The sequence below is a fragment of the Pseudomonadota bacterium genome (assembly GCA_039714795.1).
Lineage (GTDB): Bacteria > Pseudomonadota > Alphaproteobacteria > JAGOMX01 > JAGOMX01 > JBDLIP01.
On sequence record JBDLIP010000007.1, the window covers coordinates 18127 to 35581 of the forward strand.

The following is a 17455-nucleotide window of genomic DNA, read 5'->3' on the forward strand; positions in this document are numbered from 1 at the left end:
CTATTACCCATCATATTACCCATCATATTATCTAAGGGGGCGGTTGGCATGATTCTTGTTGTTGGACTAGGTAATCCCGGTAAGGAATACGTAAAGCATCGCCACAATATTGGTTTTCAAGCGATTGAAGCCGTGGCGGTAGCGCACAATTTTGATTCGTTTAAATTGAAAGACGCTGGTTTATTAGCGCAAGGTCAGTTGGCGGGCGAAAAAGTCTTTCTTTTAAAGCCAATGACTTATATGAATCTTTCAGGGCGCTCTGTGGCTCAGATTGCTAGGTTCTATAAAATTCCTTTGGATAAAATTTATGTCATCCACGATGACATTGATCTGCAACCTGGTCAGGTCCGTGTGAAACAAGGCGGTGGGGCAGGAGGGCACAATGGCCTGAAAAGTATTGATAGCACGATGGGCAAAGATTATTGGCGCATTCGTATTGGTGTGGGGCACCCAGGACACCGGGATCAGGTCTCTGGTTATGTGTTGCACAATTTTTCAAAATATGACGAAAAATGGATTGAGGCTTTGCTGCCAGAGATTGCAGCAGCCTTGCCGGATTTACTGCAAGGAGAAAGGGATAAATTTTTGACCTATTTAGGAATGCAGGCAGCATCCAAAAAGAAAAAATTACAAAAGGATCAAAAACAAAAGGATAAAAAAGATGGGATTTAACTGTGGGATCGTTGGCCTGCCCAATGTGGGAAAATCAACCTTGTTTAATGCGCTTACGGCAACGGCCGCAGCGCAAGCCTCCAACTTTCCATTTTGTACCATAGATCCGAATGTGGGACGCGTGGCCGTTCCTGATGCCCGGCTTGATGCTATCGCTAAAATTGCCGGGTCTGCCAAGATCATTCCCACGCAGATTGAATTTGTTGATATTGCGGGCCTGGTGCGAGGGGCGAGCAAAGGTGAGGGACTGGGTAATCAGTTTTTAAGCCACATTCGCCAAGTGGACGCCATTGTGCATATGGTACGTTGTTTTGAAAATGACGACATCACTCATGTGGAAGGAAACATTGATCCGCTACGGGATATTGAAACCATCCAAACCGAGCTGATGCTTGCGGATATGGAAAGCCTGGAAAAACGCTTGCCGGCTCAAGAAAAGAAAGCCAAAGGTGATAAGGACCCAACGTTGAAGGTCCAGATCAATTTGATGCAGCGCGCGCTGGCATTATTGCGGGATGGAAAGCCGTCTCGGTTGTTAGATATTGCCCCCGACGAGCTGTCAGCTTTCGAGCAACTGCAACTCTTGACCAGTAAACCAGTGCTTTATGTTTGCAATGTTAGTGAATCCGACGCGGGTCAACCCACGCCTTTGACTGAAAAGGTGCGAGCGTATGCCGAAAAAGAAGGCAGTATTGTGGCTGTTATTTCGGCTGAAATTGAAGAAGAAATTGCTCAATTGGGATCGTTAGAAGATCGTGCTGACTTCTTGAATTCACTAGGTCTTGCCGAAACTGGGCTTGCGCAAGTGATTCGTAAAGGTTACCAGCTTTTAAATTTGATTACCTTCTTTACAGCTGGCCCTAAGGAGGCGCGGGCTTGGACTGTGTACAAAGGCGCAAAAGCGCCACAAGCAGCTGGGGTGATTCACACAGATTTCGAACGCGGGTTTATTTGCGCTGAAACTATAGCTTATGATGATTATGTTGAACATCGAGGCGAGCAAGGCGCTAAAGCCGCGGGTAAAATGCGACAAGAAGGAAAAGAGTACATAACCCAAGATGGAGATGTGTTTCACTTTCGTTTTAATGTTTAGCGAGGCATAGCCTCAGACTACTCTTCTGCCATCATGCGTGATCAGTGGATTTTGACCAGCTTAGCTTTTCCAAGCTGGAGTGCAAAGTCCTCCCTTATCCAAAACTCAGGTTAAGTATGTTTTCAGGTTTCTTCACAATGGTTGTATCTCCACTGGAAAAAGCTTTATGCTCTGCTGTGGAGGTTTTTAAAATCAGTCGTCCCAAGGAGTCGATGCCGCAGGCAGTGCCTGTGATATTGCTGCCAGCACACAAAAGGGCAATATTTTTTCCTGCCAGGGCATCTACTGCATCCCAATCGGGAATGAATGGTTGCAATCCACTCTGTCGGAATTTTGCAATGGTTTCCAGCATTGCATCTATTAAGCTAGCTATTAAGGGGTTGCGATCTAGTTGCTTGTGCAGTAGCAGGTCGAGTGAAGTCCAGGGTCGATCGATTGCATCGTCAGTTGCAGCATTTAACATATTCACATTCAATCCCACACCGATGATAGCTCGACACCCGCCGTTGGCTTCAGCCATGACCTCAACCAAAACCCCTGCCAGCTTTTTTGCATCAACTGTAATATCATTTGGCCACTTTAGTTGAAAAGGGATGTTGGCATCTAAAGATTGCAGAGCTTTGACAACGCTGATGCCAATGACCAGACTCAGTCCAGACAATTCACTAATGTCTTCGGTAAAGCTATAACTGAGGCTGAAGTACAGGTTGCAACCAAAGGGGGAAATCCACGAGCGCCCCATGCGACCTCGGCCGTTTGTTTGATATTCTGTAATACAAAAATAAGGATTGGTATTCGTTGCGTTGGTTTTAAGATAATCATTGGTTGAAGCCAGGGTTTCAAAGACGTCCAATTTGAGATTGGGATGACGGCTGTACTGCTGAATGAGCCTGGGGTCAAGTAGTTTCAGAGGTGATTTGAGTTGGTAGCCGCCGTGGTGGCCTTCGATCGCTACACCAAAATTTTTAAGACGTTGGACTATCTTCCAGACAGCTGTGCGCGAGACTTCCATTGAAGTAGCTATTTCAGTGCCGGCATGGAGCTGACCGTCATCGAGAATACGGGTAATATGATACATAGATGGTGAAATTGGGTTCATGGGGTATACTATTCAGTGGAATGTAGGGGCTGTCAACGGTAATGTGGGATAATGAACCACACTTCCCAAAACCTCAAAGCTTTTTTGCAAGGTGATTGGAGCTTAACTCGCAAAGTCACAGATATACGCTCCAATAGCGTTGCTCACATGACTGGTACAGCTTTGTTTAAGGAACATCCAAAAGGTCTATGGTATAGAGAACAGGGACAATCAGAGATGAGCACCTACCAAGGACCTTTCTTCCAGGACTATTTGTATCGCTTTCCAGCAACCCACAAAGCTGAGGTTTGTTTTACCGATGGGCGGTTATTCTACCAATTTGATGTAGGTGAGAATCCATGTGAAGTGGTGCACTACTGCGGGAGAGATCAATATCAGGGCCGGATCTGCATCGAAGAGAATCAATGTTTGAACATCGAGTGGCTTGTGTTGGGGCCAAGGAAGCACTATAGAGTCATGACTCAGATGCGGAATTGTTCATTTTTTGAGTAAATGAATTTTAACGAAAAATTAAGGTATAATTTGATATAGTGTAAATGTAAGGATGTATATAAAGATCGTTAATAGTTTATGTTAGGAGTAATAGAGATGAAAATTTGGAAAAAAGAATTAATTTTTAGGGATTGTTCTTATAGTTTCACAGGTTTTTGTAGGCGTGTAGGAATTTTGTCCGGTTTGATTGTAGTTTTGATTTTATCGACCTCAGAATCTAGCTATGCAGTAGACAAGTTCTACATAGACTTAGAAAAGGCTGCATTAAAAGGGGGAATTGATGCAGTTTGTGGTAAGGGGAAATATTTTCGTAAACGAAGTGGCGCTATATGCAAACGACACGATGCAGGTGAGCTTGCAGCTTTTTTATGTGGTGAGTACCGTGGCTTTCTTAAGTCTGATTGTGGCCGAAAGCTCATGGGGCATTTGGGTTCAAAAGGGTTGACGGATGCCAAAAAAAATATCATTAAGAATTTGAAGAGTAAAGAAGGTTTTGGAAATTTAAAATGGTTGGCTTGCAGGTCCAAGGCATGGCAAAAGTTACCTGCTCTTGAGGATCCGGATGTTCAATCGGCTTGTCCCACACCTGCAACGTCAGAAATCACGCGTCAGAAATTAAAGCAAGCAACTCAGAAAAATTTAGTTTATATCCAAGCATTGAAAAAAGTTCTCAAGGAACCAAAACCACATAGTGCTGCGGGGAAAGTTACAATTGGCGGTGCGGATACAGGGGTGCCGGCTATTAAAATTCCTGAAGTTAAGACCGAGACCCTGAAGCAAGATCTGTTAAAAACTGCAGAAAAACTGAGTCAGGGGTTACACAAGTTCAGGCAAACTCTTGATTCTCCTGCTGCACCTCCTCAAGAGCAATCTGTGCCGGAGCTTTTAAAATTTATTGATGATTTAGAAGTGGCAGAAGAAGAAGAACAATTACGGAAGGAAATGGAAGAAATAAGACAAGAATTAACAAGAATGGGTGCAATTATAAAGCAAAAATAATAGATGTTATGTAAGTTGGAAAATGCATTATTGACAGCCCTATAAAGGCTGTCAATTTTTTAACATACCCACCGTCTTTCAAGCTTTGGGGTTCAGCCAAATTTTTTCCCTCCCTTGACTCAGGGATCACTTTAGTCTTGTAAAAAATCCTCTAGCCTCCACACTGAGACTTTGCTACCTTTAACAACATAAATGGTTTTTAAAGGGACATCTACATAGTATGCGAATACACAAATCCCTGCATAACTTTGACCCTGAAATCGCCCAAGCTCTGGGAAACGAACTCAACCGCCAGCAAAATCAGTTGGAAATGATTGCTAGTGAGAATTTTGTCTCGCCTAATGTTATGGCTGCCACCGGCAGCGTGATGACCAACAAATACGCTGAAGGGTACCCGGGCCGGCGCTATTATGGAGGCTGTGAGTTTGTGGACGTGGCTGAGCGATTGGCTATCGAGCGCGCATGCCAATTGTTTGGCTGCAAGTTTGCCAATGCGCAGCCGCATTCAGGGGGCCAGGTCAATGAGGCGGCGGTAGTTGATTTGCAGCAAATTCATGCGTCATGAAATTTTGGTGACGTATCTTGGTCGTTCCATTAATCTTGACTTTATAGAAAAAGTTGTGATATCTCCTAGTAGAGTGAGGGTTGTCTGGAGGGTGATGGAGCGCCAGCTTTGTTCTGTCCGTTGACCTGGGTAGTTTCTGTAAGAATTGTAATTGGCGGTTGTGATATATGGGAAAACCTCTAAAAAAAATGATTGTTCCATCTCCTGGAGCTGAGCAGGAAGCGGCTTCTTTGCTGGCTGTAGGGAACTATAAGAAAGCACTTAATTGCTATAAAGCGCTTTTAAAACAAGAACCTTGTGATAGGTATCGTGATGCCGTGCGGGATTGTTATATTGGCAGAGCCAAACACTTAAGTAACAAAGGAATGTATCGCGAGGCAGTGGTGTTATGGGAAAATCACTCTCAGTATTGTACTGAGTGCAGTCACGTTTACCTTTATATCAATTTGTTGCTTGTGTCAGGATTTGAAAGTAAAGCTGCAGATATTTTTCTAAACAATAGGGATTCTATGGTTGAATCACAGATATTGGAAATAGAAGAAATTTTTGCAGCACTTCTGTTGACTGGATCTGATGAGCTCGTCAGCATTTTTCCGGAAGACTCCATCCTTAGAATGCATCTCACATTTGCGCAGCAGGCTTTGGTTGCTATGATTGAGCGGAACTTTGATCAATTGGAAAACGCACTGGCAGCCATTTCTTTTCGCTCTCCCTATAAGCAACTGAAGTTGATATTAAAAGGTTACCTGCTTCAGGTGTCTGATAAGAATTCTGATGCTGAGCCATTAGAACATGTTCCAACGACTTCCCCCTTTTATCAATTTGCAAAAGTTGTAAGAACTGCACTGTCGTCCCCTATTGATATGGCAAAGTCACTGGCGAATTTAGATCGAGTGGGATTTGAGTTATTAAGTGGGTTGCAAGGATGGGAGCCCGGCAGACAAAAGTATTTTGATAAATTACGCGATTTAGCCGGCCGATCAGAGCCAAGGGTGTCGTCCAACCTCATTGCAGAAGGTCTGCCCTACATGGATAAATATTCTGCAAAAAGACTATTTTATAATTTGCTTCCGTTTTATACGCCCGCTCGCAAAACATTTGAAAAGCTTTTTGAGCCATTGTCTGTTGAGGAAGAAGCACATATCAAGGCACTTGCATCAATTCACAAAGACGATAAATTTCCTCCCGAGGTTTGGCAGGAATATGAAAATGCGCTGAGCACTCAGCCACAAACGCCAATTCTTGAACTGAAACGAGCGCTAACTTTGCGTCATGTAGTTGATTTGATTGATGCAGAACATGGAAAAGATTGCAGGTGCCCGTGGTTTGAAAAAAATTTGCAACTGCTGGAGACTAGTCTTGCTCTCGATCCGGAGGATAAAGCGACTTATTTTGAATTAGTCCGTCGCTGTGATCTTCCAGGGGTTGAAAAGAGCGGCAAAGAGTTTATCGATAAGGCATTGTTAGTTTTTCCTGAAGATCGTGATGTGTTGGTCATGGCAATCAAATCAGCGCGCCAACATGGGCTATTCAGCAAGGCTCTACAGCTTACAGAAAAATTGCTAGCCTTGGACCCCATTAATCGATTTGCTCTGCAATACATGACAGATCTTAATTTGCTAAAGGCAAAAAATTTGATTCTAAAAGAGAAGTGGGGTCAAGCTGAAACTCTCTTGCAAGACCTGGCAACCAGAGTTCCCAACAACCTCAAATGGCTCGTTCAACTGCATCAGGCTTTGTATAAATATCTTCAAGGAGATTTATCGCAGTTGCAACTTTTGGTGTCTCAAGGTGACGAAACGGATGTCATCCACCGGGTTAAGTTTTTGCTTGAAGCCAATAAGTTACAAATTCCCTTAGCGAAACTTGAACGGAAGGTTTGGTCCATTGCTACAAGTAAGCTCAGTATAAGAGACAGTGTTCAGTTGTTGCAATTGATTAAGCTCATGGAGCAATATAGTACAGATGTAATATGGCAAGAAATCATTGATAGAATAAAAAGTCCTCTTAAAAAAGCGTGTTATCATCGTTTGACATCTTCGGATTTTGCAACTGTTTGTGAATTTTTTGCTAAAATTGGTCAGTTTAATTTGGTAAAAAACTTTATTAATGGTCAACCTCACCTTAAGGGTGAACCCATTTTTCTGTATTACGCGGTTTATAATAGGATTAAGGGGGATGCAAAAAATATTAAAAGATCCGATTTTGAATTATTGGAACAAGCTATGAGCATGGCTGAAGTAATCAACGATAGGCGCACTGGCATCTTAATTGATAAACTATTGGAAGAGTCGCCTAACGTCAGAATTCACAGAGAGGATAGCATGCCTCCTATGCCTTCAGACTTTCGGGAAATGAAAGAATTTTTGTCAGGAATGATGGAAGAGGCTGGTTTAGATAGAAAGAAACAACAAGAGTTACGGAAATTGCTAGAAAAGGAGTTTTCTTAGAGTGGATCCTTATATTCTTTTGGACTTGGACGCTGCTGCTGCCGATGATGCAACGGTTAAATCTGCTTATGTGCAAGCTGCGCGAGCGTATCCGCCAGACAAAAATCCGGAGATGTTTAAATCAATACGTTCTGCCTTTGAGTCAATTGCAACTGAACGCCAGCGGCTAAAGCAGCAGATGTTTCAATTAACGCCAACGGATCCGGTTACAATTATCTATTCTTGTTTGCGGGATGGGGAATCAGGAAGGTTATCTAGTACGCCAAATACCCGTGATATTTTTCAAAAAGGTGTTCGTTCTATTGTAAGGCATAACTTGGAAAACAAATGTTAGGCATAGATACGAAGCGACAAAATACGGTTGATAGTTTTAGCTATTTTGTTGAAGACTCACCGAAATCAGAATCAGAACCAGAACCTGAAGATCCAGTTGAAAAGTCATCTGATTTGCCAGAAGTCATACCAATGCCGGGGCCTAAAATTACGGTTGATCCGGAACCAGAACCGGAACCGGAAGTTAGTGATGATAAAATTGCCATGTCAGTATTGTATGGGGAGCTAACAGACCTCAACACAGAAATCCAGGAAGAGCTGACAGAACTCAAAACCGAAATCAAGGGGGAGTCCCGGCAATTTAAAGGTGCCTTGAGAAGTTTCAAAGAAATTTTTGGTACTTTGCAAAAAAGCCATGATGTCTTAACAAAAGAATTAAATCACAGACGCCAGGAACAAAAAGTTGAAACGGAAATACAAAAACAGGCCATACTTAAGCCGTTTTTGTTAGATATTATCGAGTTGCGTGATCGCCTGGAAGCAGGTGTATTACATAGCAAGAATTATCGTTCGGGTTGGTTGGCGCGAATTTTTCAGCGTGAATCTGCATTTGTAGCGAGCCTTAGCCAAGGGCAAGACATGATGTTACGTCGTGTTGATCAACTTTTGTCATCCCATGATGTGCAGGCTATCAATGCAATTGGAAAGTCTTTTGACCCTAAATTTATGCGAGCAGTCGCAGTGGAGTATTCACCTGGACTGCCAAATAATGAGGTTATTTTAGAGTTGCGTAAAGGATTCATCTGGAAAGATGAGATTTTGCGTGTAGCAGAAGTCAAAGTGAATAAAGAAGAGGAATTAAATTAATGAGTGAGGTAATTATTGGTATCGATTTGGGTACAACAAATTCAGAAGTTGCAGTTGTACGAGATGGAAAGGTCACGATTATTGATGACAACGGAGATAAGATTTTACCCTCAGTTGTCGGTCTATCAGACAGCGGGACCCTTCTTGTAGGCGAGATTGCCAAAAATCAATATGTGCTTTGTCCAGAAAAAACGATTCTATCAATCAAACGTAACATGGGAAGCCAGGAAAAGGTTAATCTAGGGGACTCTGCTTACGCACCTCAGGAAGTGTCAGCTATGATCTTAAAGCAATTAAAGTCTATGGCTGAAGATTATCTGCAATGTTCGGTGTCGAAGGCAGTTATTACGGTTCCTGCCTATTTTTCTGATGCACAACGCCAAGCAACCAGAGAAGCAGGTGAGCTGGCAGGCCTTGAAGTCGTTCGAATCATCAACGAACCAACGGCGGCAGCCCTTGCCTATGGAGCAACAGACCAAGAGAAAAAGAATATTTTGGTTTATGATTTGGGTGGCGGTACATTTGATGTTTCGGTTGTTTGTTTGGAATCGCAAGTTGTGGAGGTGCTGGCAACTACCGGTAACAATAACCTTGGTGGAGATGACTTTGATACCAAGATTGTCAAGTTTATCGAAGACCATTTACAGGAAAAAGGAATCGATATCAGTCAATCTCTACTGGCAAAAGCCCGCATCCAGCGCGCAGCAGAAATTGCAAAAATTAAATTGTCAGATCATCCCTTTGCAATGATTGAAGAAGAGTACTTGTTGGATCACGAAGGGAAACCTTATCATTTGTCATTAGAGATTTCACGAAAAGAGTATCAAGAAATGATTATGGCGCATGTTGATGAAACGCTAGATGCCGTCCATCAAGCGCTTGATGAAGCAAATTTAATGGCATCTCAAATTGACGAAGTTTTACTAGTAGGTGGTAGTACCCGTACCCCTATTATTCCAGAAAAGTTATCTGAAATATTTGAAAATAGACCACATGCAGAAATTGATCCAGAGTTTTGCGTTGCAATAGGGGCTGCGATTCAAGCAGGAGTTATTGCTGGCGAAGAATGTGACGCTGTATTGGTAGATATTACACCTTATACTTTTGGTACTTGTTATTTAGGTGTTTTAGATGGATATCCCTATCCTAACGTATACCAACCACTCATTCAAAAGAATACTCCTATTCCTGTAACAAAGAGTGACGTGTTTTATACAAACCACGACAATCAGGAAATTGTTGATGTTAGTGTTTATCAAGGGGAAAATGCTGATGCGTTGCAAAATATCGAAATTGGGAAATTTTTGATAGAAGGCCTGAGCAAAGTTCCTGCAGGAAACCCCATTATCGTTGATTTTAATCTAGACTCAGATGGCATTTTGCATGTTACTGCTAAAGAAAAACGTAGTGATGTAGAAAAATCATTAACCATAGATAATGCAATTTCGCAGTTTACAGATCAAGAATTTGATAAGGCAAAACAGCGTATCGACCAGTTATTTGCAGATGATTCAGATGACATATCTTACGATGAAGATGAAACTGATCAAGGTCGTTTGGTTTTAATAGATAAGCGGACAAATACTCTTGAATTGATAGCAATAGCTGAAGGAATTTTAAATAAGGTATCGAATGAAGACAGAGAAGATTTACAGAGTATTATTGAAGAAACGAGAGGTGCTTTGGATATAGATGACGAACAGAATTTAGAAAATAAAACCAAGAAACTATCTGATATCGTATCTTATTTAGAGGTTAGTGCAGCGTGAATTTGTTATTGACATGAATCCACATGATCTCTTAAGGGAATATCATAGCCTTCCTACCCTAGAACAAGCCGTCGTACGTTTGGTGTCGCTTGTTTATGCGGGTACTGGTGCGAAAAATTTACTTAAATGCTTGCAGAGATCACCTTATCTTTCTCAAGCAGAACGCAATATGGAAATCGGTCAATTGCGTAAGGTTCTTGCTCTCTTAAAGAGAAAAAGAATGATTGGCCCCAAGCAAGAATGTCCTCCAGATTTGGCTCATGCTATAAGCACTGATGCTTGTGATAGTGGTTATATTAAACAATATATTGCTGCCATTGAATCTGTTTGTAAAGAAACGGGAAGGCGTGTCTTTTACGGATACTCTGTTAATGAGAACATGATTTATCTCAGTGAATTACGCAGAGCTATCTATGGGGGAGATGAACTCGAAATCATTGAGCAACTCGAGACGATTGTCAATGATATTGATCACCATGGGCTTGACCGACTGTTCATGTATATCTATGCAGATACACCATTAAATCTAAAGTGGTTGTTGGGGCTTCCATTCGTTGTACAACAACGGATTTTTAGCACCAAGCTAAGATCATTTTGTCTGACCGGTTGGGACTTTGATCAATTACAACCACTTTTGTCTCATTATGAGTCAAAGCGTGAAGATAAAAATTATCGCTCTTTTGCTACCACTTTTTTACTGTATGACATTTTATCGGGTCGTACAGATTGCATCGAACAAACTTTGGCAATGAGTGAGTTGCCTGCTGAGATGGAATCTGCTGTTGCAGGAACAGCAGCATTTTTTTTGCAGAATCAGAAAATGAGTCTTACTCGCTATGCTGAAGGGCTAAAATCTTTGCGCAAACAAACTCATAGCCGTGAGATTTACTTTCGGACAATTGACGGTGTATTTTATTTGCTTGCTTTGTTGCAGACAGAAGACAAGAAACACTGGGATAAATTGCAAGCACATTTAAAGGTTGTTTTAGAATACAATACGCCCTACTCAACTGCTTACCGAATCATCCAAGACATATTGTGGGTTTTGCGGAATCAAGAAGATTTGATGCAAAAAAACCGTTATTCTCGCGATATAGGACGATTAGATTTAGCTGAATTAGACCCCTTATCTGCCGCAATCAGAGTTCTTTATTGTTACTGGTTTGACAAGGACAAACTTGATCTTGAGGTCTGTCGTGGGCAGTTTATTACTTATAAAAATAGCTTACCGTTAGTGGCTAAAATATTTGTTGATGTTCTTGTGCAAAGTGGTCAAAGTTCTCAAAATTCCCAAGAGTACGAAATATTCATATCCCAAAATAACTTAGAGAACATAATAGATTTTAGCTCTATCGTTAAAGTGAGTGAAAAATGGGAACGACAATTACAGCAATTGAATCATTTTTTTGAGTGTATTGGAGGATCCGGTGATTCATCAAAGAAGAAACGTTTGGTATGGCGGCTCAATCCAGAAGATATTCAAAGTTTAACAGCTATTGCACAAAGTTTGAAATTGAATGGCACTTGGAGTAAGGGCAAAAAAATATCTCGCAAGCGGCTGTTTGAAAATGGCAGTTCGGCTGCGTTAGATTATTTGACTCTAGAAGATCACAAACTCATTCGTACCTTGAAGAAAAATCCTTATCGCTACTACGGTTCGGAGGACTACTATTGGGATCAGAATAAAACGTTACAGGCCCTGATTGGTCATCCTAGGATTTTCTGTGAAACTGCACCCGATGTATTTTCTGAGTTTGTAGAAACTTCCCCAGAACTTATTATCGAGGAAGATGACAAAGATTACTTTAAAATCAGTATGTCGCACCTATCGTCAACAGCTGAGGTCCTCATAGAACAAGAAACACCATCACGTTTCAGGGTTGTTGATTTTTCCGAGCAATTTTTGCCCCTGACGGATATTATCGGAAATCAGGGCTTAAAAGTTTCAGCATCTGCTAAAGAGCATGTTGTCAATATTATCCGCAAGGCGGCTCCAATTTTACCAATCCAGTCAGAGTTGGAAAGTGATGATCTTCCCACTGTAGAATCAGATCCTACCCCTTGTTTGCAAATGCTACCCATGGGGGAGGGGTTGCGGGCCAATTTGTTTGTGCGCCCCTTTACTGACAGTGGATGCTATCTACGGCCAGGTCAGGGTAAGCCGCTGGTTTTGTCAGAAATCAAAGGACAACATACCAGGGCACGTAGGGATTTAAAGCAGGAAGAGCAGCTGGTAGAGCAATTGCTTGAGAGCAGTTCTTGTCTGCGGCTGCGCAATGATGATAGCAATGAGTGGATATTTGAAAGGCCTGACGATTGCCTAGAGTTGTTAAGTGAATTGCAAAATTACCAAGGTTCATTGAAAATTGAATGGCCTGAGGGTCAGACCTTTGCGGTGACCAAGCAAATTTCGTTTAATGATTTCAGCCTCAATATTCGCCAGCAAAATGATTGGTTTGAAGTTCAAGGTGAGCTACATATTGGCGAAGACAAAGTGCTGGATATGCGCACATTGCTCGATTTACTCGAGTCGTCGCAAGGAAACTTTATACCGCTTGGAGAGCATCAGTTTCTTTCACTGTCCAAACATTTCAAAAAGAGATTGCAGGACTTGAAGGCCTTTAGTGAATCGACCAAGTCAGGGGCTAAGGTACACGGGCTTGGCAGCTTGACCTTGCAAGAGTTTGCCAGTGAGGCAGGCAAGGTTAAAAGTGACAAGCACTGGAAGGAAAAGCTCAAGGCATTGGCAGAGGTAGAAAGCTATCAGCCGCAACTGCCAACAACCTTGCAGGCAGATTTAAGGGACTATCAAGTCGAAGGTTTTGAATGGCTAGCGCGTTTATCAAAAGCAGGAATGGGAGCGTGTCTTGCTGATGATATGGGATTGGGTAAGACTTTGCAGGCTTTAGCCGTCATGCTGCCCCATGCTTCTCAAGGACCTTGTTTGGTGATAGCACCAACCTCCGTGTGTCACAATTGGGAAGATGAGGTTCGGAAATTTTCCCCAACGCTCAACACCCATACTATGCCTTTAAAAGGACGCAAAGAACGGGTTGAGTCCTTAGGGCCCAATGATGTGTTGGTTTGTAGCTACGGGATTATGCAACAGAGCGCAGAGATTCTACAGGAGAAATTCTGGCAGATGGTGGTTTTGGATGAAGCCCAGGCAATTAAAAACCCAGCTACCAAACGTTCGCAAGTGGTAGGCAAACTTCAGGGTCAATTTAAATTGGCGCTCACCGGTACGCCCATTGAAAATAATTTGGACGAATTGTGGAGTTTATTTCGTTTTGTAGCCCCAGGTTTGCTTGGGTCTCGGGAGTCATTCCGGTCTCGCTTTAGTATTCCAATCCAAAAGCATGGGAAAAAGCAAGTGCAGAACGCCTTACGTCTTTTGGTACAAACCTTTATTTTAAGGCGTACTAAGAACAAGGTTCTAACAGAGCTGCCACCGCGCACAGAACAGACTTTAGTTGTAGAGATGACAGAAGAAGAACGTTCTTTCTACGAAGCTCTGCGCCGCAAAGCTGTTGAACGCATTCAGGCTTTGGATGAAGACACCCAGGCGGGACAAAAGCGCTTTCACATCTTAGCTGAAATGACAAGGCTGCGGCAGGCTTGCTGCCATCCACAATTGATCACGGCTGGTGTTGCGGTAAAAAGCAGCAAGATGAAGATGTTACTGCGTCTGATTGACGATTTAAAACAGAATAACCACCAAGCTTTGATATTTAGCCAATATGTCAGCTATTTAAAGTTGGTTCGTAAAGAATTAGATGACCAAGGTATTAGCTATCGTTATCTAGATGGCAGCACCCCAGCATCAGCGCGCAAGCAAGAGGTCCACGCTTTTCAATCTGGGGAAAGTGATCTCTTTCTGATCAGTCTAAAGGCAGGAGGTGCAGGGTTGAATTTGACCGCCGCTGATTATGTCATTCACTTAGATCCGTGGTGGAATCCCGCGGTAGAGGACCAAGCTTCAGACCGTGCGCACCGTATTGGTCAAACTCGTCCAGTAACTGTCTATCGCTTGATTATGCAAAACTCGATTGAGGAAAAGATCATATCGCTGCACCAAACCAAGCGCGACTTAGCTGATGGATTGCTAAAAGGCAGCGATGTTTGGCAGCGCCTTAGTGAGGATCAATTGATCGAATTGATTCAGGAGACGCAAACCCCAGAGACACAGTTACTTCCAGACAAACAGGCAGCTTGAGATTGGTTGTTGAGCGCCTGCTTCGATAGATTTTCAAAGATAGCCAACAGGAATAGCAGTAACTTCTCGGGAAATAGGTACATCTTTTTCCACAAAGCAAATAACTGCGCCATGGCCAACCTTTTTCCCTAGTTTTTGCAGCAAATGAAAGTGCTTGGATGCGGTTCTAGATGGCCTTGCGGTCTTTTTAAATTCTACTGGATAAAAAGTCCCTCCTGTTTCAATGACGAGATCTACCTCCCGTTGATCGAGATCACGATAGTAGTAAAAATGCGGAGTTACGCCATTATGAAAATAGCTTTTAAGAATTTCGGTAAAGATATAGGTCTCAAGGATGGCACCAGACATTGCCCCCAGTTCTAGTGACTCAGGATTTGGCCACTTGGTAAGATAGCTACATAAACCGGTATCAAGAAAGTATAGCTTTGGTGTCTTGACAAGACGTTTGGTTACATTGCGATAATATGGTTGTAACAAATAAATAATTCCTGATGCTTCAAGGACCGAGAGCCATGCCTTTGCTGTCTTGTGATCGATATCTACATCACGCGCTAGGTTTGAGTAGTTTAAAAGCTGCCCTGTTCTTGCGGCAACAACACTAAGGAATTTACTAAAAGCTATTTCATCACTAATGTTTAAGATATCTCTAATATCACGTTGGATGTAGGTTTTGATATATGAGTTATAAAAAATATTTGAGGAAATTTTAGGATCTTGGGTTAATTTAGGAAAGGCGCCAAGCCAAATGCGTTCATAAACATCTATCAACGGTTTTGGCTTTGTCATGTTTTTTTTTGCGCTATTGATCCAATCAAGGGTTGGCAGAAAAGGCTCTGTTTTGTCATGACGCCCATCAATTTCTGCCTGGGAAAGTCCAAGCAGATCTATGATAGCCACACGGCCTGCAAGGCTTTCGGTTATTCCTTTCATTAAATGGAATTTCTGAGATCCTGTAAGCCAAAAAAGCCCCGACTTTTGTTCGCGATCGGCAATGATTTTAATGGCACTGAACAACTGTGGGGCGTATTGGACTTCGTCAATCAGTAAAGGTGGTTTGTGTGCTTGTAAAAAGAGAACTGGATCATTCTGCGCGATTTCTCTTTCCTGTAGGTCATCCAAGGTAACGTAATTACGATTTTGTTCTGCACACATTTTAAGTAGTGTGGTTTTTCCAACCTGACGCGGTCCTGTCACAAGCAAAACAGGAAAGGTCGCATCAACTTCTCTGACTGTTTTAGTAAGGCTGCGTTGTAACATTCTCTTAAGCCTCGTTTAATTGGGAATTCTATACCAAATTAAACGAAAAAAAACTATTTGGCAAACAAAAACTCGTTTAATTGGCAATGGCATCACCAATTAAACGAAGTTTGGGTGGTTTTATCTCAAGTTCGTGGGGTCACGAACTTGCACCAAACAAGTTTGATTCAGCTTTTGTATTCAACGTCCATATATGACGGCCGGGGTGGTGGTCTGAGGCTTTGCCTCGCTAGAGGATTGTAGCCCTAAACTGAAGTCGTCAATCAGATTTTTTATCCGTAGCTTTTGCTTTGGTAGCAGTTGCCTTTTTGGCAGCAGCTTTTTTCTCTACTGTCTTCTTTTCTGCTGGTTTAGCTTTAGTGGTAGCAGCCTTTTTAGGAGCAGCAGTAGCCTTCTTTGCCGGCGCCTTTTTTGGAGCGTCGGTTTCTTTTTTTGCAGCAATCACCTTTTTAGCTGGGGCTTTGGGCTTAGTTGTTGTCTTTGTTGCAGCCTTCTTTTCTACTGCTTTTTTGTCTTCAGGCTTTTTAGCTTCAGGTTTGGCTTTTACCGTTACCTTTTCTTCTTTGGCAGCGGTTTTCTTTGCTACACCCTTTTCTGCTACAGGTTTTTCGTCTTTTTTAACCTCAACTTTAGGCTTCTTTGCAGTCGCTTTCTTTGGCTTTTCTGTGGGTTTTTTCTCAACAGGCAGCATTGCGGCTTCAGCTGGTAGCTCAGCTGAGGCACCAATGTCAACACCAGCAGCAGTCATTTGTTCCTGCAGGCCATCTAGAATTGCTTGTGAGAACAGATCGCAATACTTGGTAATGGAGCGAATCGCATCATCATTTCCGGGGATGGGATAGTCAATGACAGTTGGATCACTATTGCTGTCCACAATACCAACGATTGGTACACCCAGTTTGCAAGCTTCTTTTACGGCTGTGTCTTCTTTGTTGGTATCAATGACGATTAACAAGTCAGGCGTTCCGCCCATTTCGCGGATTCCACCTAAAGCACGCTCCAGCTTGTTGTATGCACGCTGTAATTTTAAGCGTTCCTTCTTGGTTATGCCAGTCGTTTCATCAGCCAGTTGTTTTTCATATGAAGTTAAACGCTTGATTGATTGTGAAACGGTATTCCAGTTGGTCATCATTCCGCCGAGCCAGCGGTGATTTACATAATACTGCCCGCATTGCTGGGCCGCATTAGCAACAACATCTGAAGCCTGAGATTTTGTGCCTACAAACAAAACGCGTCCGCCATCTTTAACGACGTCTTGGGTTTTTTGCAAAGCCGTCTGTAGCATAGGGAACGTTTGCGCCAAGTCAATAATATGAATTTTGTTACGCACTCCAAACAAGTAAGGAGCCATCTTTGGGTTCCAACGACGAGGGTGGTGGCCGTAGTGAATTCCTGCTTCCAGCAGCTCACGCATAGTAAATGTGGGTAGTGACATATGTCTATCCTTTCTTTTCCGGTTATGCCTCCACAGGGGTGGTTGAGCAACATATATAGCCGCTTCAACACCGGAGCGAAGCCGTCAAGCGGCCCCGAAACCCTGTGTGCGATTTCTCCTTATGTATAGCGAATTTGAAGGGTGAATGCAAGGTATATTGAAGTGAAACCAGGGCTGTTCAGTGAAACCAACACGGCCGTCATCCTGAACGCTGATTTTCCGAACGTGCGACTGTAAGTCGCACGAATTGGAAAATCTTTGCGATTCA

Annotated in this window: 11 protein-coding genes and 2 pseudogenes; 10 read left to right on the top strand and 3 right to left on the bottom strand. The window is 42.6% G+C overall.

The annotated features are described in order from the left end of the window. The first annotated feature begins 48 nt into the window (after positions 1 to 48). Both pth and ychF read left to right on the top strand, forming a co-directional pair. Positions 49 to 672: an aminoacyl-tRNA hydrolase gene (gene pth / locus ABFQ95_01320; protein ID MEN8236182.1), complete on the top strand. Its 624-nt coding sequence runs from the start codon at positions 49 to 51 to the stop codon at positions 670 to 672. Next, entirely contained in the window at positions 662 to 1765 is a 1104-nt protein-coding gene (gene ychF / locus ABFQ95_01325; protein MEN8236183.1) for a redox-regulated ATPase YchF, read from the top strand. The genes pth and ychF overlap by 11 nt, the downstream gene beginning before the upstream one ends. Positions 1766 to 1859: 94 nt before the next feature. Here the strand turns inward: ychF and ABFQ95_01330 are convergent, their stop codons facing one another. After that, entirely contained in the window at positions 1860 to 2864 is a 1005-nt protein-coding gene (locus tag ABFQ95_01330) for a biotin--[acetyl-CoA-carboxylase] ligase (protein MEN8236184.1), read from the bottom strand. 51 nt (positions 2865 to 2915) lie between these two features. Here ABFQ95_01330 and ABFQ95_01335 point away from each other — a divergent pair, with 51 nt between their 5' ends. From ABFQ95_01335 to ABFQ95_01370, 8 genes and pseudogenes are all read left to right on the top strand, one after another. After that, positions 2916 to 3356: a DUF6314 family protein gene (locus tag ABFQ95_01335; protein ID MEN8236185.1), complete on the top strand. Its 441-nt coding sequence runs from the start codon at positions 2916 to 2918 to the stop codon at positions 3354 to 3356. Between the two features lie 96 nt (positions 3357 to 3452). After that, the gene (locus tag ABFQ95_01340; protein ID MEN8236186.1) at positions 3453 to 4355 is read left to right on the top strand and encodes a hypothetical protein; all 903 of its coding nucleotides are present in this window, start codon (positions 3453 to 3455) and stop codon (positions 4353 to 4355) included. 220 nt (positions 4356 to 4575) lie between these two features. Further along, a pseudogene (gene glyA / locus ABFQ95_01345) lies at positions 4576 to 4893 on the top strand (serine hydroxymethyltransferase). Positions 4894 to 5108: 215 nt separating this feature from the next. After that, positions 5109 to 7370, top strand: coding sequence for a hypothetical protein (locus tag ABFQ95_01350; protein MEN8236187.1), 2262 nt, complete (start codon positions 5109 to 5111; stop codon positions 7368 to 7370). A 1-nt stretch (position 7371) separates the two neighbouring features. Next, a complete protein-coding gene (locus ABFQ95_01355) occupies positions 7372 to 7704 on the top strand; it encodes a DnaJ domain-containing protein (protein ID MEN8236188.1) in 333 nt (110 codons plus the stop codon). Next, positions 7698 to 8510, top strand: coding sequence for a nucleotide exchange factor GrpE (grpE, locus tag ABFQ95_01360; protein MEN8236189.1), 813 nt, complete (start codon positions 7698 to 7700; stop codon positions 8508 to 8510). The genes ABFQ95_01355 and grpE overlap by 7 nt, the downstream gene beginning before the upstream one ends. Beyond that, positions 8510 to 10279 (top strand): Hsp70 family protein, encoded by a 1770-nt coding sequence (locus ABFQ95_01365; protein ID MEN8236190.1) that lies wholly within the window; start codon positions 8510 to 8512, stop codon positions 10277 to 10279. Before grpE ends, ABFQ95_01365 begins: the two co-directional genes overlap by 1 nt. After that, entirely contained in the window at positions 10269 to 14495 is a 4227-nt protein-coding gene (locus ABFQ95_01370) for a DEAD/DEAH box helicase (protein MEN8236191.1), read from the top strand. The genes ABFQ95_01365 and ABFQ95_01370 overlap by 11 nt, the downstream gene beginning before the upstream one ends. Before the next feature lie 33 nt (positions 14496 to 14528). Here the strand turns inward: ABFQ95_01370 and ABFQ95_01375 are convergent, their stop codons facing one another. Next, positions 14529 to 15752 (bottom strand): ATP-binding protein, encoded by a 1224-nt coding sequence (locus tag ABFQ95_01375; protein ID MEN8236192.1) that lies wholly within the window; start codon positions 15750 to 15752, stop codon positions 14529 to 14531. Positions 15753 to 16437: 685 nt separating this feature from the next. Continuing rightward, a pseudogene (gene rpsB, locus ABFQ95_01380) lies at positions 16438 to 17187 on the bottom strand (30S ribosomal protein S2). Positions 17188 to 17455 lie beyond the last annotated feature (268 nt).